The 18,906-nt window shown below is 72.8% G+C and carries 18 protein-coding genes; 11 read left to right on the top strand and 7 right to left on the bottom strand.

The features are described 5' to 3' along the window. The first annotated feature begins 38 nt into the window (after nucleotides 1-38). The 3 genes from HNR19_RS18740 (at nucleotide 39) to HNR19_RS18730 (ending at nucleotide 3,416) form a co-directional block, all read left to right on the top strand. Entirely contained in the window at nucleotides 39-794 is a 756-nt protein-coding gene (locus tag HNR19_RS18740) for an ABC transporter ATP-binding protein (RefSeq protein ID WP_179669323.1), read from the top strand. Continuing rightward, nucleotides 791-2,704: an FtsX-like permease family protein gene (locus HNR19_RS18735; protein WP_179669322.1), complete on the top strand. Its 1,914-nt coding sequence runs from the start codon at nucleotides 791-793 to the stop codon at nucleotides 2,702-2,704. The genes HNR19_RS18740 and HNR19_RS18735 overlap by 4 nt, the downstream gene beginning before the upstream one ends. Nucleotides 2,705-2,768: 64 nt before the next feature. Continuing rightward, nucleotides 2,769-3,416 carry a TrmH family RNA methyltransferase gene (locus HNR19_RS18730; RefSeq protein ID WP_179670374.1) on the top strand — a complete coding sequence of 216 codons (648 nt, stop codon included), beginning with the start codon at nucleotides 2,769-2,771 and terminating at the stop codon, nucleotides 3,414-3,416. 15 nt (nucleotides 3,417-3,431) lie between these two features. Here the strand turns inward: HNR19_RS18730 and HNR19_RS18725 are convergent, their stop codons facing one another. Further along, a complete protein-coding gene (locus HNR19_RS18725) occupies nucleotides 3,432-4,187 on the bottom strand; it encodes a septum formation family protein (RefSeq protein WP_179669321.1) in 756 nt (251 codons plus the stop codon). 271 nt (nucleotides 4,188-4,458) lie between these two features. Here HNR19_RS18725 and HNR19_RS18720 point away from each other — a divergent pair, with 271 nt between their 5' ends. Next, a complete protein-coding gene (locus HNR19_RS18720; protein WP_179669320.1) occupies nucleotides 4,459-4,707 on the top strand; it encodes a hypothetical protein in 249 nt (82 codons plus the stop codon). A 35-nt stretch (nucleotides 4,708-4,742) separates the two neighbouring features. On the opposite strand, the gene HNR19_RS18715 is transcribed toward HNR19_RS18720, so the two are convergent. Continuing rightward, on the bottom strand, nucleotides 4,743-5,234 hold the full coding sequence (locus HNR19_RS18715; protein ID WP_179669319.1) for a SigE family RNA polymerase sigma factor: 492 nt from the start codon (nucleotides 5,232-5,234) through the stop codon (nucleotides 4,743-4,745). After that, nucleotides 5,231-6,103 carry a hypothetical protein gene (locus tag HNR19_RS22965; RefSeq protein WP_179669318.1) on the bottom strand — a complete coding sequence of 291 codons (873 nt, stop codon included), beginning with the start codon at nucleotides 6,101-6,103 and terminating at the stop codon, nucleotides 5,231-5,233. Before HNR19_RS22965 ends, HNR19_RS18715 begins: the two co-directional genes overlap by 4 nt. 128 nt (nucleotides 6,104-6,231) lie before the next feature. On the opposite strand from HNR19_RS22965, the gene fbaA reads away from it, so the two are divergent. Both fbaA and ilvA read left to right on the top strand, forming a co-directional pair. Continuing rightward, nucleotides 6,232-7,263: a class II fructose-bisphosphate aldolase gene (fbaA, locus tag HNR19_RS18705; protein WP_179669317.1), complete on the top strand. Its 1,032-nt coding sequence runs from the start codon at nucleotides 6,232-6,234 to the stop codon at nucleotides 7,261-7,263. Between the two features lie 93 nt (nucleotides 7,264-7,356). After that, nucleotides 7,357-8,622 (top strand): threonine ammonia-lyase IlvA, encoded by a 1,266-nt coding sequence (gene ilvA / locus HNR19_RS18700; protein ID WP_179669316.1) that lies wholly within the window; start codon nucleotides 7,357-7,359, stop codon nucleotides 8,620-8,622. A gap of 155 nt (nucleotides 8,623-8,777) precedes the next feature. On the opposite strand, the gene HNR19_RS18695 is transcribed toward ilvA, so the two are convergent. Further along, nucleotides 8,778-9,386 carry a methyltransferase domain-containing protein gene (locus HNR19_RS18695; protein WP_179669315.1) on the bottom strand — a complete coding sequence of 203 codons (609 nt, stop codon included), beginning with the start codon at nucleotides 9,384-9,386 and terminating at the stop codon, nucleotides 8,778-8,780. Nucleotides 9,387-9,422: 36 nt separating this feature from the next. Here HNR19_RS18695 and HNR19_RS18690 point away from each other — a divergent pair, with 36 nt between their 5' ends. The 3 genes from HNR19_RS18690 to HNR19_RS18680 are packed head-to-tail and all read left to right on the top strand — an operon-like array spanning nucleotide 9,423 to nucleotide 10,949. After that, nucleotides 9,423-9,836 (top strand): DUF3151 domain-containing protein, encoded by a 414-nt coding sequence (locus tag HNR19_RS18690; protein WP_179669314.1) that lies wholly within the window; start codon nucleotides 9,423-9,425, stop codon nucleotides 9,834-9,836. A gap of 11 nt (nucleotides 9,837-9,847) precedes the next feature. Further along, entirely contained in the window at nucleotides 9,848-10,252 is a 405-nt protein-coding gene (locus HNR19_RS18685) for an ArsR/SmtB family transcription factor (protein ID WP_179669313.1), read from the top strand. Nucleotides 10,253-10,301: 49 nt separating this feature from the next. Further along, entirely contained in the window at nucleotides 10,302-10,949 is a 648-nt protein-coding gene (locus tag HNR19_RS18680; RefSeq protein ID WP_179669312.1) for an SHOCT domain-containing protein, read from the top strand. A gap of 24 nt (nucleotides 10,950-10,973) precedes the next feature. On the opposite strand, the gene lysS is transcribed toward HNR19_RS18680, so the two are convergent. Both lysS and HNR19_RS18670 read right to left on the bottom strand, forming a co-directional pair. After that, the gene (gene lysS, locus HNR19_RS18675; RefSeq protein ID WP_179669311.1) at nucleotides 10,974-12,686 is read right to left on the bottom strand and encodes a lysine--tRNA ligase; all 1,713 of its coding nucleotides are present in this window, start codon (nucleotides 12,684-12,686) and stop codon (nucleotides 10,974-10,976) included. A gap of 10 nt (nucleotides 12,687-12,696) precedes the next feature. Beyond that, nucleotides 12,697-13,653 (bottom strand): diacylglycerol/lipid kinase family protein, encoded by a 957-nt coding sequence (locus HNR19_RS18670; RefSeq protein WP_179669310.1) that lies wholly within the window; start codon nucleotides 13,651-13,653, stop codon nucleotides 12,697-12,699. Between the two features lie 24 nt (nucleotides 13,654-13,677). Here HNR19_RS18670 and HNR19_RS18665 point away from each other — a divergent pair, with 24 nt between their 5' ends. After that, nucleotides 13,678-15,135 (top strand): carboxyl transferase domain-containing protein, encoded by a 1,458-nt coding sequence (locus HNR19_RS18665; protein WP_179669309.1) that lies wholly within the window; start codon nucleotides 13,678-13,680, stop codon nucleotides 15,133-15,135. 170 nt (nucleotides 15,136-15,305) lie between these two features. Further along, entirely contained in the window at nucleotides 15,306-16,589 is a 1,284-nt protein-coding gene (locus HNR19_RS18660; protein WP_179669308.1) for an adenylosuccinate synthase, read from the top strand. Nucleotides 16,590-16,640: 51 nt separating this feature from the next. Here HNR19_RS18660 and HNR19_RS18655 read toward each other — a convergent pair whose 3' ends face one another. Next, on the bottom strand, nucleotides 16,641-18,782 hold the full coding sequence (locus HNR19_RS18655) for a protein kinase domain-containing protein (RefSeq protein ID WP_179669307.1): 2,142 nt from the start codon (nucleotides 18,780-18,782) through the stop codon (nucleotides 16,641-16,643). Nucleotides 18,783-18,906: the final 124 nt, after the last annotated feature.

Raw genomic sequence — 18,906 nt, 5'->3', positions numbered from 1 at the left:
CCCCTGTGCGACCCGGGTTTCCCGGGTGGACTCGTCCCATGAGCCACCACGCCACCGCGACCACGTCGCACGACACGATCGCCGTCGCCGTCGACGGGGTCACCCGCACCTACCGCTCCCGGTCCGGGGACGTCCACGCGCTGCGCGGCGTCACCCACGTCTTCGCCCGCGGCAGCTTCACCGCCGTGATGGGCCCGTCCGGCTCGGGCAAGTCGACCCTGCTCCAGATCGCGGCCGGTCTCGACCGGCCGACGCGCGGGCGGGTGTCGATCGGCGGCACGGCGCTGGACGGCCTGGACGAGACCGCGCTGACGAAGTTCCGCCGTACGGCGATGGCGTTCGTCTTTCAGTCCTACAACCTCCTCGACGCGCTGACCGTCGCCGACAACGTCGCCGCGCCGGCACGTCTCGCCGGCCTGCCGGTGCGTCGCGCTGCGGTGCTGGACGCGCTGGCGCAGGTCGGCCTGCGGGACCTCGCAGGACGCCGGCCACCGGAGCTGTCCGGCGGACAGCAGCAGCGGGTGGCGATCGCTCGCGCCCTGCACAGCCGCCCCGACGTGCTGTTCGCCGACGAGCCCACCGGGGCGCTGGACCGGCGGACCGGCCGGGAGGTCCTCGAGCTGCTCCGGGCGCTCGCCGACGACGGCCAGACGGTGGTGATGGTGACGCACGACCCCCTCGCGGCGTCGTACGCGCACCACACGCTGTTCCTCGCCGACGGCCAGATCGTCGGGCGCATGGACCGCGCCGACGCAGCCCACATCGCTGCGGCCATGAGCGAGCTCGAGTCATGATCCTCCGGCTCAGCCGCCAGAACGTGCGGCAGACGTGGCCCGCCTACCTCGGGGCGTTCGTGGCCCTCGTCTTCGGCGTCGTGCTGCTCGGCGTCACGGTCGCGCTGATCGGGGCGGTGGCCCGGAGCGCCGAGGCGGACGACGTGACGCTCGCCGAGCGCACCGAGCTCAACGACCTCTCCTCGATGTTCGGGACCATGTCGGGGATCTCCCTGTTCATGGCGGTGTTCGTCGTCGGCAGCACGTTCGGCTTCGTGGTCGCGACCCGTCGTCGCGAGCTCGGGCTCGCGCGTCTCATCGGGGCGACGCCGCGGCAGGTACGGCGGATGATCCTGCTCGAGTCGGGGGTCGTCGCCGTCGCCGCGAGCGTCGTCGGAGCGCTGGCCAGCACGGCCCTGACGCCCGTCGCGCTCTGGGCGATCCGGGCCTACGGCCTCACCGACCTGCACCTCGACGCGCCGCCGGCGTGGCTCGCCTGGTCGATCGCCGTGCCCGTCGGCGTCGCGGTGGCGCTGATGGGCGCCTGGCGCTCCTCGAAGCGCGCGTCCCGCGTGCCTCCGGCGGCCGCGTTGCGGGAGGCGAACGTCGAGCGCCGTCGCCCCGGTGTCGTCCAGCTCCTCGTCGCTCTCGTCTGCGCCGCGGCAGTCGTCGCCGTCGCCGTGGTCGCCAGGGACATGCCGCCTCTGTTCGCGATGGTCGTGGCGATCTTCCTGCCCGAGCTGCTGGTGATCGGCGTGATGTGCGTCGGCACCCTGCTGCTCCCGGCGTCGGCCCGTCTCCTGGCACGACCCTTCGTCGGCGCCCACGTGACCGCGCGTCTGGCTCGCGACCAGCTCACGGCCGCGAGCCGGACCACCGCCGCGCTCGCCGCGCCGGTGGTGGCGATCTCCGGCATCGCCTGCTCGCTGATCGTGACCCTCAGCTTCGTCGCCGACTGGACCACCGCCCAGGACCGGGCGCAGCTCGAGGCGCCGCTCGTCGTCGCGACCGGCGGGAATGCGGAGGTCGCGGACTCAGTCGCGGCGGACCCGGCCGTCGCGGTTGCCGACGAGCGGCGGCGGGTCGGCCTCACGGTCCGCGGGGAGCGGGAGGACGTCGACGTCGTCGACCTCGAGGACGCCGGTGCGGCGCGCGGCCTGCGGGCCGTGCGGGGTTCGCTGGACGACCTGCACGGAGCGACGATCGCCGTCTCCGAGACCTGGACGACCGACGCGGGCGGGGACGTGGGCGACACCCTCCCGGCGCGGGTCGCCGGCAAGGAGGTGAGGCTGCGGATCGCCGCCGTGGTGCCGGACGCCCCGGGCCTGTACGGCGAGATGCTCGTCCCCGAGGACCTGGTCGCGCCGCTCGTGGCGGAGACACCCCCGGAGCTTGTCTTCGTGGTCCCGGAAGACGACGAGAATCCCGAGGAGGTGCGCGCGGCGCTGGTCGCCGGGATGCCGGACGGAGGCCGGGTGCTGACCGCGGAGGAGTACCTCGCCGAGAACGACGCTGCGAGCCGCAGGGCCAACAGCTTCGGGCTGTGGATCCTCCTCGGCCCGGCGGGCCTGTACGCCGCGATCGCGATGGTGAACGCCACGCTGGTCGGCGCGTCGCAACGACGTCGCCAGGACGCCGTCATCCGTCTCCTCGGAGCGACGCCGCGCCAGGTGCGCCACGCGGCGATGTGGGAGGCCGCGTTCATCGGCGGTGCGGGGCTGGTGATCGGCGGGCTGATCGCGGCCTTCTGCGCGGGAGTGGTGCGGCTGGCGGTCGACCGCGACGTCCCGGGCGCGGCGACGACCATCCCGTGGCCGGCCGTCCTCGGCATCGGCGGCACGTGCCTCCTGCTCGTGGTCACCGCCGCGCTCGCGGGCGCACGCGTCCACGTGGTCGCCGGCCGCAACGTGCCGGAGCCGGACCCGGCGTGAGCGCTGATCTAGGCTGCGGCGCGTGGACGAGCCCGACGACGAGCAGCGGGCGCCGTACGACCCGATGCCGCACGGGCGGCCCGAGGTCGGGGTCGGCCCGTGGGAGGGCCCGTGGCCGGAGGGCGAGCAGTACGACGCCGCGCTGCTCGCCGAGGGTGACCGCCGCAACGTCGTCGACCGCTACCGCTACTGGGCGCTCGACGCGATCGTCGCGGACCTCGACACCCGGCGGCACGACTTCCACGTGGCGATCGAGAACTGGCAGCACGACTTCAACATCGGGACGATCGTCCGGTCGGCCAACGCGTTCCTCGCCGCCGAGGTGCACATCGTCGGCAACCGGCGGTGGAACCGTCGCGGCGCGATGGTGACCGACCGCTACCAGCACGTGCGCCACCACCCGACGGTCGACGACCTCGCCGACTATCTCGACGCGCTGCCCGGCGGCGCCGTACCGCTGCTCGGCGTCGACAACCTGCCCGGCTCGGCGCACCTGGAGACGATGGAGATCCCTCGCCGGGTGTGCTTCCTCTTCGGCCAGGAGGGCCCGGGCCTGTCGGAGGCCGCCCGCGCCGCGTGCGCCGGCACGTTCTCGATCGCCCAGTTCGGGTCGACCCGGTCGATCAACGCCTCCGCGGCGGCCGCGATCGCGATGCACTCCTGGGTCGTGCAGCACGCCGACCTGACGTCGGACGAGGCCTGGCGCGGCTGACGTCAGCCGTTCAGCTCAGCCCCGGACCTCGGGCAGGCAGACCGCGTGTCGGTAGCCGGCCTGCCACGCCCGCTTGCTCCAGACGTCCTCCGCGAAGTAGGCCGTCGTCACGCGCTTGGCGCAGGCTCGCTTCGCGAACCTCTCGGCGGCGCGACGGCCCGGATAGGTCTTGTGCGGGTAGCGGACGGAGATCGTCGCCTTGAACGAGTGCTGACGAGAGCAGACCGTGTAGGCGTAGTCCGCGCGCTTCCCGCCACGGCACTTGGCGACCCGGGCCGGCAGCGGGAGGCTGCCGAGGGAGATGTCCTCGCCTGCCGGGAGCGGAGCCAGGCGGTTCTTCCCGCCCCACAGGCTGGCGTCGCAACTCGCCCAGGTGGCACCGGCATCGCGCTGCGCCTTGGTGGGCATGAACCAGAAGAACGTGTAGGCCGAGCGGGTGATCACCTTCGGGTTGTCGCCCAGGACCTCGTGCCAGGCGTCGGAGCAGCGGTTGGTGACGATGCGAGGGAGCGCATCGTCGTCCCAGTCGGGCGAAGTGCCGAGGTCGACGACCTTGAAGGTCAGGCCGGTGTGCGCATCAGAGCACGGGACCGCGGGATCGGGGTCCGACTTGGCCATCGCCTCGCCGTACGTCGTCGCGTGGCAGCTGCCCACCGCGGGCGGCGTGATGTCTACGCCCCGCGCGGCGGCGCTGTCGTCGGCGACGGACGTCGCGGGCATCAGCGAGAAGGCGACGGCTGCGGCGGCAGCGGCGATCAGAGGGCGGCGCATGGGTGCTCCTTCACCGGGAGGAAATCCCGAGTAGTCCTGTCGGCGAGCGCAGCGTAGGTGATTTGTTGCTCCGCCGAGCGCGCTTCGCAAGAAATCGGAGCCGGAGGCAACCGAAGCGGCCGCCGTGCGTCTGAGGGGGTGACCGCCGGCGCTGGGCCGGCCAGGGAAGGGGCAGGGCGTGCAGCGGCGACGATCGGCTGATTCCGGGGACGCCGGACCATGAGCCGGGTTAGCGTCGCGCTGCAGACGACCACCGCAGCCAGGACCCGCCATGAGCCAGAAGACCGAGCCGTTCCCGCCGTACTCCACGCGCGAGGAGCTCGCCCGAGGCCGCCGGAAGATGTTCGTCTACCTGGCGATCACCGTGGGCGCGGCGGTGCTGGCGATGATCGCGGCTCGCGAGGTCGGCGACGGCCGGTTGGTGACGGCGTACGTCGTCGCCGCCGTCATGCACCTGGCCTCGGCCCTCGGCCCGGCGATCCGCTGGTCGCGGACCCCCGAGCTCGAGGGCGTCGGCTAGGACACCTCCTCAGGCGGTTGCCGGGCAGCCGCCCGTCACGTGCCGGCGGGGTCGAGCACCGACCGCAGGGCCGCGAGGCCGCGCGAGGTGTGGCTCTTGACCGTGCCCTCACTGATCCTCATCTCCTTGGCGGCCTCGGCGACGGACAGCCCGAGCCAGTGCCGCAGCACGACGGCCACGCGTTGCTGTGGGGGCAGCGCGTGGAGCGCGTCGAGGAGCGCCGAGCGCTCCTCGGCGGCAAGGGGAGCGGCCGCCGGGGCGTCAGGGACCGCCTCGGTCGGTCGCTCTCGTCGCCACGGCCGCCGCGACTCGTCGATGCTCGCGCGGACCAGGATGGTCCGGGCGTAGGCCTCCTCCGACCCGGTGCGCCGTACCCGCGGCCACGCGACGTAGAGCTTCACCAGCGCGGTCTGCACCAGGTCGTCGGCGCGGTGCCAGTCGCCGCACAGCGCGTAGGCCACCCGGCGGAGGTGGTCGCGCCGGGTCGTCACGAACTCGACGTACGACGCCTCGCGGTCGCGGATCACCGCACGCCCTCGCCCGAGGCGTACTGCGCCCGGAAGTAGTCGATGGCCGAGTCGAGCGTGGTGCCGGCCTTCGGGGTGTTGATGGGCGGACCCGACTCGAAGCCGCCGTCGGTCCTCCGGACGGCCCAGACGAACCAGCGCTCGCCGTCGTAGCCGAGCTCGGCGACGGTGGTCCTGGCTCCCGGGCCGACGTCGGGCCCGAGGTCGACGCCCGACCGCTGGTCGACGACGACGACCGCCGGGTCGGAGGAGACCAGGGTGCCGTCGGGCCGCAGGGTGAGCTGCTCCGTCAGCGGGTCGGTCGGCGAGCTCTGGTTGGCCGCGGCCTGGTCCGCGGCCCACTCCTCGAGGGTGGCGAAACCCTTCTGGGCCGGGTCGGGCGATGCGCCCCAGCCGTCCTCGTCGCCGTGCAGGAAGTACCAATAGCGGTCCGTGCCGTCGGTGATTTCCAGTGCCACCGAGCGCTCGGGGGGCTCGACCCCCATGGGGTTGTCGATCCGCTGGGTGATGGTCCAGCCGTCCTCGATCACCAACTTGCCGTCGGGGCCGAAGGCGACCAGGAGGTTGCCCTCGAGCGGGCCCTCGTCGCCCGCCCCGCTGCCCGGGCCGGCGTCCGCCGGCGCGGACGGCTGGTTGGCGATCGGGGTGCTGTCGGGCGCCGTCGCGCTGTCGCCGCCGGGCGCGAGCGCCCACGTCGTGCCGCCGAGGACGATCGCCGCGGCCGCCGTACCTGCTCCGATCGCCAGGCGGCGTCGGGTCCGCGCCCGGCGGCCGGCGACGAGCAGGCGGTCGAGGGAGGCGTCGTCGGGTGGCGGCGCGCCGATCGCGGCGTCGAGGTGCTCGGCGAATCGGTCGGTGGTGTCCTGCATGGCTGTCCTCCGGTGTGTGCAGAGTCTCTCACCGCTGGATACGGACCCGGACCACGATCGGTTGCCACGCCGTCGGGGGCTAGTGTGAACGGCGTACCGGAACACTCGTGAGCAGGAGCAGCGCAGCCATGCCCATCGCCACCCCCGAGAAGTACGCCGAGATGCTGGACGCCGCGAAGGCCAACTCCTTCGCGTTCCCGGCGATCAACGTGTCGTCCTCGCAGACCCTCAACGCGGCCCTGAAGGGGTTCGCCGACGCCGGCGCCGACGGCATCATCCAGATCTCGACCGGCGGTGCGGAGTACCTCTCCGGCCCCACGGTCAAGGACATGGTCACCGGGTCGGTGGCGTTCGCGGCGTACGCCGCCGAGGTCGCGAAGAACTACCCGGTCAACATCGCGCTCCACACCGACCACTGCCCGAAGGACAAGCTCGACGGCTTCGTCCGGCCGCTGCTCGACATCTCCGCCGAGCGGGTCCAGCGCGGCGAGGCGCCCCTGTTCCAGTCGCACATGTGGGACGGCTCCGCCGTACCGCTCGACGAGAACCTCCAGATCGCCGAGGAGCTGCTGGCCAAGGCCAAGGCGGCCAACATCATCCTCGAGATCGAGGTCGGCGTCGTCGGTGGCGAGGAGGACGGCGTCGAGGGCGGCATGGGCGAGCACCTCTACACGACCCCCGAGGACGCGCTCGCGACCGTGCGCGCGCTCGGCGTCGGCGAGAACGGCCGCTACCTGACCGCGCTCACGTTCGGCAACGTCCACGGCGTCTACAAGCCGGGCAACGTCAAGCTGCGCCCCGAGATCCTCAAGGCCGCGCAGGAGGCGGTCGTGAAGGAGCTCGGGCTCGCCGCCGACGCCAAGCCCTTCGACCTGGTCTTCCACGGCGGCTCCGGCTCGACCGCGGAGGAGATCGCGGCGTCCGTCGACTACGGCGTGGTGAAGATGAACGTCGACACCGACACGCAGTACGCGTTCACCCGCCCGGTCGCGGCGCACATGTTCCAGAACTACGACGGCGTCCTCAAGGTCGACGGCGAGGTCGGCAACAAGAAGACCTACGACCCGCGCGCGTGGGGCAAGGCCGCAGAGGCCGGCATGGCCGCCCGCGTGGTGGAGGCCTGCGAGCACCTGCGGTCGGCCGGCAAGACGGTCGGGTGACCGGTCGTGCCGGAGGTTTCGAGGCTCGGCGCCGGGGCGCCTCGCACCTCAACCACCGGCACGCCTCGCAGGTCAGCCACCGGAGCGGCGGGGTTGCCGTCCGCGGCTGACGTCGACCGGGCCGCGGCGACGCTCGGCGGTGTCATCGACCCGACGCCGCTGCACCGCTCGCCGCGGCTGTCGGAGCTCACCGGGCTCGACGTCTGGCTCAAGCGGGAGGACCTGACGCCGGTGCGCTCCTACAAGGTGCGCGGGGCGTACGCCGTCGTGTCCGGCCTGTCGGACGAGCAGCGCGCCGCAGGCGTCACGTGCGCGTCCGCGGGCAACCACGCGCAGGGCGTCGCGTTCGCGTGCGCCCGGGCCGGCGTGCGGGCCACGATCTTCCTGCCGCGCACCACGCCGCGCCAGAAGCGCGACCGGGTGGCCGCGCTCGGCGGTGAGCACGTCGACGTCGTCATCGCCGGCGACACCTACGACGACTCGGTGCTGGCGGCGGCGGAGTACGCCGACGCGTCGGGCGCGACCGTCGTACCCGCCTTCGACCACCCGGAGGTCGTCGCGGGGCAGGGCACGGTCGCGGCGGAGGTGCTGGCGCAGGCGTCGGCCGCCGGCTTCATCCCGGACGCGCTGGTCATCCCCGTCGGCGGCGCCGGACTGCTCGCCGGCTGCCTCACCCTGCTCGCCGAGCGGGCGCCGACCACGCGGGTCGTGGCGGCGGAGCCGGCCGGCGCGGCCTCGCTCGCGGCGGCCCTGCGCTCGGGGAGGCCGGTCGACCTCGGCACCATCGACCCGTTCGTCGACGGCGCCGCCGTACGCCGGATCGGCGACGTCACGCACGCCGTCGTCGACCGGGCCGTGGCCCAGGTCGACGTCCTGACCACGTCGGTCGCCGAGGGCGCGGTCTGCGTCGAGATGCTCGACCTCTACCAGGTCGACGGCATCATCGCCGAGCCCGCCGGCGCGCTCGCCTCCGCGGCGCTGCGGCAGGTGTCCCGCGAGCTGCCGAGCGGGGCGTCCGTGGTGTGCGTGGTCTCCGGCGGCAACAACGACGTCTCGCGCTACGCCGAGGTGGTCGAGCGGGCGCTCGTGCACGAGGGCCTGAAGCACTACTTCCTCGTGGAGTTCCCGCAGGAGCCGGGCGCGCTGCGGCGGTTCCTCGACGAGGTGCTCGGCCCCGACGACGACATCACGCTGTTCGAGTACACCAAGCGCAACAACCGCGAGACCGGACCGGCGCTCGTCGGCATCGAGATGCAGAACCGCGACGACCTGCCTGGCCTGCTGGAGCGGATGACCGCCTCCCAGATGCGCGTCGAGAAGGTCTCGCCCGACAGCCCGCTGTTCGGCTTCGTCCTCTGACCCGCAACGCCGAGTCGGCACATCTTCACGCCTGGGGGTGCCGAATCGGCTCATCTTCACGCGTGAGGGATGCCGAGTCGGCGCGTGATCACGCGCCGACTCGGCCCTGACCCACATCCGCCCCCTCCGCCCGGCGGCGTGCCGGTCCGGGAGAGTCAGCTGGCGGTGCCCCAGTAGAGGAAGCCGCCGAACTTCGGGCCCTGCATGTAGCCGGTCTCCATCCGCGACACGTCGAAGTCCGCGCCGATCAGCGCCCCGATGTCGCGGTCGAGGTTGCAGCCGCCGCCGACGCGGTTCTGGATCGGGTTGAGCCGGCGCTGCCACTTCTGCACGCCCGGGTCGGGGGCGAGCCCGTGCTCGCAGAAGATCAGCTCGCCGCCGTGCCTGAGCACGCGGCGCATCTCGGTCACGGCGGCACCCGGGTCGGGGATCGTGCACAGCGTGAACGTGCACACCACGGTGTCGATCTCGCCGTCCTCGAGCGGGATGCCCTCGGCGGAGACCCCGCGGACGTCGACCTCGAGGCCCGCCTCCTGGGCGCGCTTCTGCGCCTTGCCGTGCATCTGCTCCGCAGGGTCGAGCGCGATCAGCTCGGTGACCTTCGCGGGGTCGTAGTAACGCAGGTTGTGGCCGGTGCCGATGCCGATCTCGAGCACCCGGCCGTGGGCGCGCGGCACCAGCTCGGCGCGCTTCTCGCGGATCGGCTTCGCGCCGCACGCGACGTCGATCACCCAGGGCAGCGCGTAGCGCTCGTAGGGGTTCACGGACCTGACGGTACGCCGCCCGGGCACAATGCCTCCATGACCGGAATGGACCTGATGGCCGGACCGCCGCCCACCCACCTGCCCGAGGACCCCGCCGCATCAGACCTCGCGGCCGGTACGCCGCCCGCGGGCGCCGTACGCGCGCACCCGGCGTCGCCCGCGGCCTGGGCCGCGCTCGCGAGCCAGGCCGTCGACCAGGGCGCCGACGACGTGACCGTCTACGCCTACGCGCGCGTCGGCTACCACCGCTCCCTCGACCTGCTCCGCCGCAACGGGTGGAAGGGCCACGGCCCGGTGCCGTGGGAGCACGAGCCCAACCGCGGCTTCCTGACCTGCCTCGCGCTGCTCGCCAAGGCGGCGAAGGCGATCGGCGAGGACGACGAGTGGGAGCGGTGCTCGACCTTCCTCCGCGACTCGAGCGCGACCGCCTACGACGCACTGCTGGGCTAGGAAGCGCCCCCGTGAACCTCATCGGGTCCGAGGACGGGAGCGTCCCGAAGCTCGGCCCGCGGACCTGGTGGGTCTACCTCGCGCTCGGTGAGCCGAAGACCGCGCTCCAGCTCTCGGCGGAGGCCGGCATTGTCGAGGCCTCGGTGCGCAAGCACCTGCGCCGGCTCGAGCGCGCGGCGCTGGTGACCCGCTCGGAGGAGCCCGGCGCCGAGACGATCTACCGCCGGATCCGCGAGCTGGACCGGCCCACCGTCTATGCCCTGGTCGGGCGCGTCGACCGGGCGCGGCTGGTGACGCCCGAGGGGGAGCGGCTGCCGGAGTACGCCGGGCTGCCGCCGGGGCGGGCGCCGCTGCTCGTCGGCGCGGCCGTGCTCCTGCTGCTCGTCGCGGGTGCGCTCGTCGTCCTCCTGGTCTGACGTCCGCAACTAATCAACGGGATCCGCCGGCGGGATCTACGATCCGCCCGTGAGCACTCCCGCGCAGCGACGCGACGCACCGCCGTCCTTCGCGCGCAACCTCGCGACCACCCTGCCGTTTGTGCTCGTCTGCGGCATCGTCGGCCCGATCTTCCTCGCGATCTACTTCTTCAGCAGCGGGCTCGACGAGATCGAGTGGATGCTGTGGATGGGTCTCGGCATCACCCTGCTCGACATCGCTCTCGGCGTCGGCATCGCCGCCGCGCGCACCCGCTCCCAGGCCCGCACCTACCGGCTGCGGCACACCGGGCGCCGGGGCGTCGCCGACATCCTCGAGCTCCAGCAGACCGGCGTCCGCATCAACGACGAGCCGCTGATCGGGCTCAAGGTCCGCATCCACGGCGCCGACATCTCCCCGTTCGAGGACGAGAAGAAGTGCGTGGTGTCGTTCATCCGGATGCCGCTGCTGTCCGCCGGTCAGCTGCCCGTGATGGTCGATCCCGAGACGCGCGAGTGGGAGTTCGACTGGGACGCCGCCCGCCCCGGGATGGTGCCGATGGCGGCGGGCGTCGCGCCGTCGGCCGACAACCGCCCGGTCGAGGAGCGGCTCGCCGAGCTCGACAACCTGATGCAGCGCGACCTGCTCACGCGCGAGGAGTACGACGCCGCGCGTGCGCGGATCCTCGGCCAGATCTGAGCAGGGCCGAGGTCGGGTCCGGCGTCAGCCCGCCGGCGTGACCAGCGACCGGATCCGCTCCGGGCCGAGCGCCGCGAACAGCGTGGGCAGCCGCGGTCCGCGATCGGCGCTGACGAGCAGGTTGTAGAGCAGCTTGAAGAACGCCTTCTGGTCGGCCTTGACCTCGTCGGTCGGCGCGTCGTCGATCGCGAGCCCGCGGCCCAGCTTGGGGACCCCGTAGATCAGGCCGGTCAGCTCGTCGGCGTCGTCGAAGGTCGAGGGGAGCCGGTCGACGAGCAGCCGCAGCCAGAGCTCCTCGCTCTCGTCGAGCGCGGAGAGCCGCTCCGTGTCGGGCTCGGCGCGCACGGTGGTGCGCTCCTCGGCGGCGACGTACTCGCCGACCCACGTCATCGCTCGCGACAGCCGCGGCTCGAGGTCAGCGACCGAGTCGTGCGCGATGCCGACCTTCGCGACCGTCTGTGACACCAGGTCGGCCGAGCCGGCGGTCACGTCGGCGACCGACGAGAGCATCCGGAACGGCGCGACCACCGCCGGGGTCGGCAGCGTGCCGGCCGACGTCGTGGACGAGGCCCGCTCCCAGGCGAGCACCGCGGCGTCGCGCTTGGCGGGGTCGGCGGCCTTCCTGGTCAGTGCGTCCCACTCGTCGTAGAGCCGCAGCACCTCGGCGCCGAAGTCCACGTTGAAGGACTGGCGCGGCTGCCGCCGGACGTAGAGCCAGCGCAGGATCGGCGCCTCGAGGATCCGCAGCGCCTCGGACGGCGTGGGCACGCCGCCGCGGGAGGACGACATCTTGGGCATCCCGGCGACCCCGACGAACGAGTAGCCGAAGTAGTGGGGGCCGACACCGCCGAAGACCGGACCGATGATCTGCTGGCCGACGTCGAAGGACGACCCGGGGCTCGCGTGGTCGACGCCCGCCGGCTCGAAGTGGACGCTCTCGTAGGTCCACCGCATCGGCCAGTCGACCTTCCAGACGAGCTTGCCCTCGTCCTGGGTGGCCACGTTGGTGACGTAGGAGTCGCCGCACACGTCGCAGGTGTAGGCGAGGTCGGTGGTCTCGTCGTCGTACGACGTGAGCGTGACGGTGTCGCGGCCGCAGCCGCGGCAGTAGGGCTTGTAGGGGAACCGCGCGAGCGAGCCGTTCGCGGACCCCTCGTCCTCGTCGTCGGCCGGCGCTGGCTGCCCTGACTGATCGGACTTCTTGGTGCGGTAGCGCGACATGACCGCCTCGATCTCGTCGCGCTTGCGGATGGCGGTGAGGATCTGCTCGCGGTAGGCGCCCGACTTGTACATCTGCGTCTGGTCGATCTGGACCATCTCGCAGCCCATCTCGGCGAGCGCGGCGCGCAGCGGCGCCTTGTAGAGCTCGGCCCAGTTCTCGAACTGGCCGGTCGGGTCCGGTACGGCGCTCAGCGGCCGGCCGATGTGCTCGTTGTAGGCCTCGTCGACGCCGGCCGGGACCTTGCGGAACCGGTCGTAGTCGTCCCAGCTGTGCAGGTGGCGGACGTTGACGCCGCGGCGGCGGATCTCCTCCGCCACGAAGTGCACGGTCAGGAACTCGCGGAGGTTGCCGAGGTGGATCGGGCCCGAGGGGCTGATGCCCGAGGCGCAGGTGAGGAGCTCGGGGAGCGTGCCGCCGTTCGCCTTCTCGGCGTGCTTCAGCGCCTGGTCCGCGGTCCGGGTCACCCAGTCGGTGACCTCCTGGTCGCTGCCTGCCTGTCGCTGTCCTCGTGCCACGGCGGAAACCCTAGTGCGCAGGGTGGCCGGACTCCGATTCCTGTCCGGCAGGCACGATCATGCGGTACGCCGCCGGGCGCACCTCCCAGGTGCGGGAGCGCACCGGGCCGCCGATCTCGCCGTCGCTGTTGCAGCGGAACGGCCCGCCGGTCACCGTCACCGACCGGCCCCGCAGGGCCTCGACCGTGCGATGGTCCTGGTGGGTGCCGAACGGCACGCGCAGCGCCAGCGCCAGCCGGTCGGCCACCCCGGCCGGCTTCGCCACGACGACGTCGAGGAGGCCGTCGCCGGTGCGCGCCTCCGGCGTGAGCTCGGCGCCGCCTCCGACAGACGTGCCGTTGCCGACCACGACCATCAGGATCTCGGTGTCGACGTCGGAGACCACCGTGCCGTCGACCTCCACCCGCACCCTCAGCCCGCGAGGATTGAGTGCAGTTTGCAGCGCACCGATCGGGTAGCCGAGCTTGCCGAGGTTGACCCGGCCCACGCCGATCGCCCCGAGGCGCTCCTTCCAGCGCGCGCCACGTTCGCCGGCCGCGGCACCGGCGCCGGCGTGCACGCTGTTGACGGTGATGTCGTCGTGCTCGTCGACGATGAGGTCGAGCGGGCGGTCCGGGCCGGTCAGGACCACCCGCGCGGCCGCGGCGGGCTCGAGCGGGATGTCCAGCGCGCGAGCGAAGTCGTTGCCCGTGCCGAGCGGCACCAGGCCGAGCACGGTGGTGGTGAGGGTGCGCTGCCGGTGCAGCGCGGCGACCACCGCGTGCAGGCTGCCGTCACCGCCGACCACGACCACGGTGCGGTCCTCGAGGTTCGTGAGCACGTCGTCGAGCTCATCGGGCGAGCTGGTCGCGGCGACCGTGACGTCGGCGCCGGCCCGCAGCACGTCGAGCGCCTCGTCACGTGCGGCCTCGTCCGCCGTACCGGCATCGGCGTTGGTGATCACGAGAAGCCGGCGGGGAACGACCATGCGGAGAGCCTAGGCTGCACCCCCATGGGGACCCTGGGGAACGAGCGGCGCTGGACCGCGCGCGAGCTGATCGACCTGGTGCTCGACGACGGGTCCTACGAGTCGTGGGACCGGCCCGTCGACATCTCGGGCCACCCCGCGGACTACCAGGCCGAGCTGCGGGCGGCGGCCCAGAAGGCCGGCACCGACGAGTCCGTGCTCACCGGTCGCGGCACGGTGCGCGGCCGGCCGGTGGCCTTCGTCGTCAACGAGTTCCGCTTCCTCGCGGGCTCGATCGGGATCGCCGCGGCGGAGCGGATCGCGGCCGCCGTACGGCGAGCCACCGCGGAGGGCCTGCCCGTCCTTGCGAGTACGTCGTCCGGGGGCACCCGGATGCAGGAGGGCACCCGGGCCTTCGTGCACATGGTCGAGATCTCGCGGGCGCTGATGGAGCTGCGCGCCGCGGGCCTGCCCTACCTGGTGCACCTGCGACACCCGACCACCGGCGGCGTCTACGCCTCGTGGGGCTCGCTCGGCCACGTGACCGTCGCGGAGCCCGGGGCTCTCGTCGGCTTCCTCGGGCCGAAGGTGTTCGAGGCGCTCAACGGCGAGCCGTTCCCCGCGGGCGTGCAGGTCGCCGAGAACCTCGCCGCCAAGGGCGTGATCGACGCCGTCGTGCCCGCGGAGGAGCTGCCCGAGCTCGTCGACCGGGCGCTCGCGGTGCTCGTGGACGCCCCTGCGGAACCGACCCTCGAGCCGCGGCCGCCGGTCGAGCCCGGCACTCGGCTCGACCACCCGGTCTGGGAGGACATCGAGGCCACCCGCGCCGAGGGCCGCGCCGGCGTACGCGACCTGCTCCGGCACGGCGCCGCCGGCACCGTGCGCCTGCGCGGCACCGACGAGGGCGAGCGCGACGACTCGGTCCTGATCGCGCTGACCCGGCTCGACGGCCAGCCGTGCGTGGTGGTCGGGCAGGACCGGTCGCGGCAGACTGCCGCCACCCCGATGGGGCCGGGCGCCCTGCGCGAGGCGCGGCGCGCGATGGAGCTCGCACAGGAGCTCGGGCTGCCGCTCGTCACCGTCATCGACACCCCCGGCGCCGAGCTCTCGCAGGCCGCCGAGGAGGGGGCGATGGCCGGCGAGATCGCACGCTGCATCGCGGGCCTGGTCACGATGACGGTGCCGACCGTCTCGGTGATCCTCGGCCAGGGCTGCGGGGGAGGAGCGCTCGCGCTGCTGCCCGCCCGCACCGTCCTCGCCGCCGAGCGCGGCTGGCTCTCGCCACTCCCGCCCGAGGGCGCGTCGGTCATCGTGCACGGGACGGTGGACCACGCCCCCGAGATGGCGGCCGCCCAGCAGGTCGGCGCTCTCGACCTGCTGGCGAGCGGCGACGTGCACGCCGTCATCCCCGAGCGCGCCGACGACACCGCGGAGTCGCTCGCCCGCGCGGTGGTCGCTGAGGTCGCCCGCCGCCTCCGCGAGTCGGCTCGTCCTCACGCGTGAGGCGGCGACGAATCCATCGGAACGGTCTCGGTTTGGTAACGTGCTGCCGCAAGAGCCCCGGCCCCTTGCAGCGACTGTCCGGGGTTCCTTGCTTCCACCGAGTGGCGCGTTGAGCAGCCGTCCCGATCAGGCGGGGCGGAGGGACTCCGTCCCAGCGAAGGAGCACGCGAATGCCGGCAATCGTGATCGTCGGAGCCCAGTGGGGCGACGAGGGCAAGGGCAAGGCCACCGACCACCTCGGTGACCGCGTCGACTACGTGGTGAAGTTCAACGGCGGCAACAACGCCGGCCACACCGTGGTCATCGGCAAGGAGAAGTTCGCCCTCCACCTGCTGCCCAGCGGCATCCTGACCCCCGGCGTCACGCCGGTGATCGGCAATGGCGTCGTCGTCGACATCGACGTGCTGTTCCAGGAGATCGACGGCCTCGAGGCCCGCGGCGTCGACACCGGCCGGCTGAAGGTCAGCGCCAGCGCGCACGTCATCCCCGACTACAACCGCACCCTCGACAAGGTCGCGGAGCGGTTCCTCGGCAGCCGCCGCATCGGCACCACCGGTCGCGGCATCGGGCCGACGTATGCGGACAAGATGAACCGCATCGGCATCCGCGTCCAGGACCTCTTCGACGAGAAGATCCTCGAGCAGAAGGTCGAGGGCGCCCTCGACCTCAAGAGCCAGGTGCTCACCAAGGTCTACAACCGCCGCGCCCCCTCGGTGCAGCAGACGGTCGAGGAGCTCCTCTCCAACGCCGAGCGGCTGGCGCCGTACGTCTGCGACACCGGCCTGCTCCTCGGCCAGGCCCTCGACCGCGACGAGACCCTGCTGCTCGAGGCCGGCCAGGCCACCCTGCTCGACGTCGACCACGGCACCTACCCGTTCGTGACCTCCTCGTCCGCGACGGCCGGCGGCGCCTGCACCGGCTCCGGCATCCCGCCGACGCGCATCGACCAGGTGATCGCGATCGTGAAGGCCTACACGACCCGGGTCGGCGAGGGCCCGTTCCCGACCGAGCTGCTCGACGCGGACGGCGAGTTCCTCCGCAACGCCGGCGCCGAGTTCGGTACGACGACCGGCCGCCCGCGCCGCTGCGGCTGGTACGACGCCGTCATCGCCCGCTACGCCGCGCGGATCAACGGCGTGACCGACTTCGTGCTGACCAAGCTCGACGTGCTCACCGGCATCGAGCAGATCCCGGTGTGCGTGGCCTACGACGTCGACGGCGTGCGCCTCGACGACATGCCGGTCAACCAGACCGACTTCCACCACGCGAAGCCGGTCTACGAGTTCTTCCCCGGCTGGAGCGAGGACATCTCCGGCGCCCGCACCCTGGAGGACCTGCCGAAGAACGCGCAGTCCTACGTGCAGGCCCTCGAGGAGATGTCCGGCGCGCGGATGTCGGTGGTCGGCGTCGGCCCCGAGCGCGAGCAGGCGGTCGTGCTGCACCCGCTGCGCTGACCCCGGTCCGGCCGGTTCGGGCGGCCGCGGCGGGGCCGTCCGAGCAGTGCCTCAGTTGACGACGTTGAAGATGTCGTCGCAGCTGTCCCCGCAGTTCAGCTCGCCCCAGTCCTCGGAGTCGCCGAACGACTCACCGTCGGAGAGGCGCACCTTGAGGGGGAAGGTCGTCCCCTCGAGCTCCGGCTCCCAGATCTCCACCAGGTCGCTGTCGCCGTCACCGTCGACGTCGGACAGCAGCTGCTGCCGGATCGGGTAGTTGTGCAGGCACTTGCGTGCCTTCTGCACCGACAGCTTCTGGGTCATCCACTTCACCGGCTTGGTGAACTTGTCGCCCTCGACCTCGAAGACGCCGATGCTGCGACAGGTCAGCGCGATGCCCGCGAACTCGTCGGCGCCGTCGCCGTCGACGTCGCCGACGACCCAGGGCGCGATGAACGGGTTGGCGGCCGACTTGTAGAGCACCCGCTGCGCGCGCTTGACGAGCTGGCCGTCCTCGACTGCGAGGATCGTGAGCCGCCCGCCCGGCATGGGGTCCGGCTCCTCGGACTCCGGGTCGTGCTGGTTGTCGGCCCAGTAGGCGATCTCGTCGGCTCCGTCGCCGTCGACGTCGGCCGCCCAGACCGAGCCGCCGGACAGGTCGGAGTCCCACCACTTCGTGGGCTCCTTGAACCCGTCGCCGGTGGACTCCGCGACCCAGATGCTGTCCTTGTCGCCGTACGGCGAGCCGACGAGCGCGATGTCGTCGAGGCCGTCGCCGGTCAGGTCGGCGATCGCGTTGAATGCGCCGCCGATCTCAGCCTCCTCGTCGGCCAGCACGGTGTACTTCTTGTGCACGCCGTCGGTGATCACGGCGATCTGGAGCTGCCCGTCGGCGCTGATCCCGTCGGTGAAGACGATGTCGAGCGCTCCGTCGCCGTCGACGTCGCCGCTGTCGACGAAGCCCTCCTCCGCCGGTTCGTTGACCGGCAGCCCGAACGAGTCCTTGTTGGAGGGCACCGTCCACACCGACAACGGCGCAAGGGCGTCGAACTGGTCCTGGTGGAGCACGACGTCGCCGAGGCCGTCGCCGTCGAAGTCGCCGGCGATCGGCTCCGCCTGGGGCTCGTCGGCCGGGTCGTCGGAGTCGTTCGCGAGCATCATGCCCGCGGCTGCGCCACCGCCGACCACCGCGAGCACGGCGACGGCCGCGACCGCGATCGGCCACTTCTTGCGGCGTGACGGCTCCGCGGCCGGCGGAGGAGGCGGCACCTCCCGCGCGTGCGTGGTGCTCGGCTGCGGGGGCGGGGGCAGCGGGTTGCTCGGTGTGCGCACCACGGTGGCCGCGCTCGGCGCCGCGGTCGGCACCGCGAGCGTGGAGTCGGGCGCGGTCACCACGAGCCGCTCGAGGTCGGCCCGCGCGCTGGGCGCGTCGGGGTAGCGATCGGCCGGGTCCTTCGCGAGCAGTCGGCCGAGCACGCCGTTGAGCTCCGCGACGAACGGGCCCTCGCCGGCGAGCTGGGGCACCGGCGCCTGTGCGTGCGCGATCGCCATCTCCACGTCGCTGCCGGAGTACGGCGGCGCGCCGGCGAGGCATGCCCAGAGCACGCAGCCCAGCGCGTAGATGTCGCTGGCGGGCGACGCGGGGGAGCCCTGCGTCCGCTCCGGCGCGAGGTAGGCCCAGGTGCCGGCCACCATGCCGGTCGCCGTACGCCCGTCGGAGCTGTCGGTCTGGGCGATGCCGAAGTCGCAGACGTAGGCGTGCATCTCGGGCGTGCCCGGCTCGCGGAGCAGCACGTTGCCCGGCTTGACGTCGCGGTGGATGACGCCGCGCCGGTGCGCGTCGCCGAGGCCGCGAGCGATCTGGGCGCAGACCATCAGCGCGAGCTTGGCGGTGAGCGGCCCCTGCTTGAGCAGGCTGCCGAGATCGGTGCCGTCGACGTACTGCGTGACGATGTAGGGGAGGCCGTCGATCTCGTCGTGGTCGATGATCGAGATGACGTACGGCGAGTCGAGCTGCGCGAGCACCGCGGCCTCGCCGTGGAAGCGGCGGAGGAAGTCGGCGTTGCCGGCGAGCGGGCCGGTGATCACCTTGATCGCCACCGTGCGCTGGAGGCGGGTGTCGGTCGCCGCGAAGACGACCCCCATGCCGCCCTCGCCGATCACCCGATCGATCCGGTAGCGGCCGAACTGGTCACCCGGCTGTGGAACGCGCATCTCTCACCCTCCGTGCGGTGCGAGCCCGAGCGGCATCGCAGGCGGGACTCTACCCAGCCGACCCGACGTCGAAGCATGGCGATAGCGCAGGGCGCCCCGCCGGACGCAGTTACAGCACCGCTCG

The sequence above is a fragment of the Nocardioides thalensis genome (assembly GCF_013410655.1).
In the GTDB taxonomy this organism is placed as follows: Bacteria; Actinomycetota; Actinomycetes; order Propionibacteriales; family Nocardioidaceae; genus Nocardioides; species Nocardioides thalensis.
The sequence above is the reverse complement of the archived record's forward strand: the minus strand, read 5'-3'. Positions and strand labels throughout refer to the sequence as shown.

Coding starts and splice junctions, on each gene's coding strand:
- HNR19_RS18660 (WP_179669308.1), top strand. CDS start 15,306: ATGCCGGCAATCGTGATCGTCGGAGCCCAGTGGGGCGACGAGGGCAAG.
- HNR19_RS18735 (WP_179669322.1), top strand. CDS start 791: ATGATCCTCCGGCTCAGCCGCCAGAACGTGCGGCAGACGTGGCCCGCC.
- HNR19_RS18670 (WP_179669310.1), bottom strand. CDS start 13,653: ATGGTCGTTCCCCGCCGGCTTCTCGTGATCACCAACGCCGATGCCGGT.
- fbaA (WP_179669317.1), top strand. CDS start 6,232: ATGCCCATCGCCACCCCCGAGAAGTACGCCGAGATGCTGGACGCCGCG.
- HNR19_RS18725 (WP_179669321.1), bottom strand. CDS start 4,187: ATGCGCCGCCCTCTGATCGCCGCTGCCGCCGCAGCCGTCGCCTTCTCG.
- HNR19_RS18665 (WP_179669309.1), top strand. CDS start 13,678: ATGGGGACCCTGGGGAACGAGCGGCGCTGGACCGCGCGCGAGCTGATC.
- HNR19_RS18730 (WP_179670374.1), top strand. CDS start 2,769: ATGCCGCACGGGCGGCCCGAGGTCGGGGTCGGCCCGTGGGAGGGCCCG.
- HNR19_RS18655 (WP_179669307.1), bottom strand. CDS start 18,782: ATGCGCGTTCCACAGCCGGGTGACCAGTTCGGCCGCTACCGGATCGAT.
- HNR19_RS22965 (WP_179669318.1), bottom strand. CDS start 6,103: ATGCAGGACACCACCGACCGATTCGCCGAGCACCTCGACGCCGCGATC.
- HNR19_RS18690 (WP_179669314.1), top strand. CDS start 9,423: ATGACCGGAATGGACCTGATGGCCGGACCGCCGCCCACCCACCTGCCC.
- HNR19_RS18720 (WP_179669320.1), top strand. CDS start 4,459: ATGAGCCAGAAGACCGAGCCGTTCCCGCCGTACTCCACGCGCGAGGAG.
- HNR19_RS18740 (WP_179669323.1), top strand. CDS start 39: ATGAGCCACCACGCCACCGCGACCACGTCGCACGACACGATCGCCGTC.